Annotated in this window: 2 protein-coding genes; both read left to right on the forward strand. The window is 69.0% G+C overall.

What is annotated here, in order from left to right:
• Positions 1–368 (forward strand): AfsA-related hotdog domain-containing protein (locus ABD323_RS41460; RefSeq protein ID WP_344447260.1); only part of this gene is annotated, 368 nt, incomplete at its 5' end.
• A 2-nt stretch (positions 369–370) separates the two neighbouring features.
• The coding region (locus ABD323_RS41465) for an NAD-dependent epimerase/dehydratase family protein (protein ID WP_344447261.1) at positions 371–1,102 on the forward strand (732 nt) is incomplete at its 3' end.

A 1,102-nucleotide genomic window follows, 5' to 3' on the forward strand; every position in this document is an offset into this window, starting at 1 on the left:
CCACCGGCGAGTGGTACACCTGGCGGCTCCAGGCCGACCGCCGGCACCCGGTGCTGTTCGACCACCCGGTCGACCACGTGCCGGGCATGGTGATCGTCGAGGCGATGCGGCAGGCCGCGAACAGCGTCGCCGGCGTGGCCGCGGTGGCCCCGTTCGAGATGGACACCAATTTCATCCGTTACGCGGAACTGCACCTGCCGGTATTCGTCCGGGCATTCCCCGGGCCGATCGGCCCGAACGGCGAGCTGAGCGTCCGGGTCACCGTCGAACAGGACGGAGTCTCGGTCGCCACCGGCCAGTTGATGACCCGCCAGATCGTCCGGGAGGAATCCCGGGAGGAATTGCTCGCGGTCCAGAAGGTCGGCTGACGGTGGGACACCCCAAAGGTGTGCTGATCACCGGCGGCACCGGATTCATCGGAAGTCGGGTGCTCGGTCTGATCGCGGCCGAGACGACACCGGACGCTCCGGTCAAAGTGCTGACGAATCGTCGCTCCCTTCCACTGGCCGAATTAGGCACCGTGCAACCGTTCCACGGCAATCTCGCCGACGCCGCCTCCCTGTACGGCGCCTGCGAAGGTGTGGACACGGTCGTTCATCTCGCGTCACAGATCGGTGGTGACCCGGATTCCCTGCGCCGGGTGAACCAGCTGGGTACCGAGGCACTGCTCGCCGAAGCCGCCAGGGCGGGGGTTCGGCGAGTGCTCTACCTCAGTACTACAGCGGTCTACCGGGACGGCGTACACCGGAACTTGACGGAGTATCAGCCGGATCTGGTGCCCGGATCGGAGACCAGCAGGACCAGGCTGGCGGCCGAACGGGCGGTGCTCGCGGCGGGCGGTGTGGTGATCAGGCCGCACCTGGTCTACGGGACGGGTGACACCTGGGTCGTCCCGGCGGTGGTGGATCTGCTGGACCGGCTGCCGCACTGGATCGACGGCGGGCGGGCCAGGATGTCGGCCAACGCGGTGGAGGACCTGGCCCGGCCGATCGCGGCGCTGGCCCGGCAGTGCTGGGAGCCCGTGCCGGGCGGGCAGGTCTACCACGCGAGTCACCCGGAGCGCGTCGTCATGCGGGAGTTGGTGACCCGGGTCTGTGAGGCC

It is taken from the genome of Kitasatospora nipponensis (genome assembly GCF_039528135.1).
GTDB lineage: Bacteria > Actinomycetota > Actinomycetes > Streptomycetales > Streptomycetaceae > Kitasatospora > Kitasatospora nipponensis.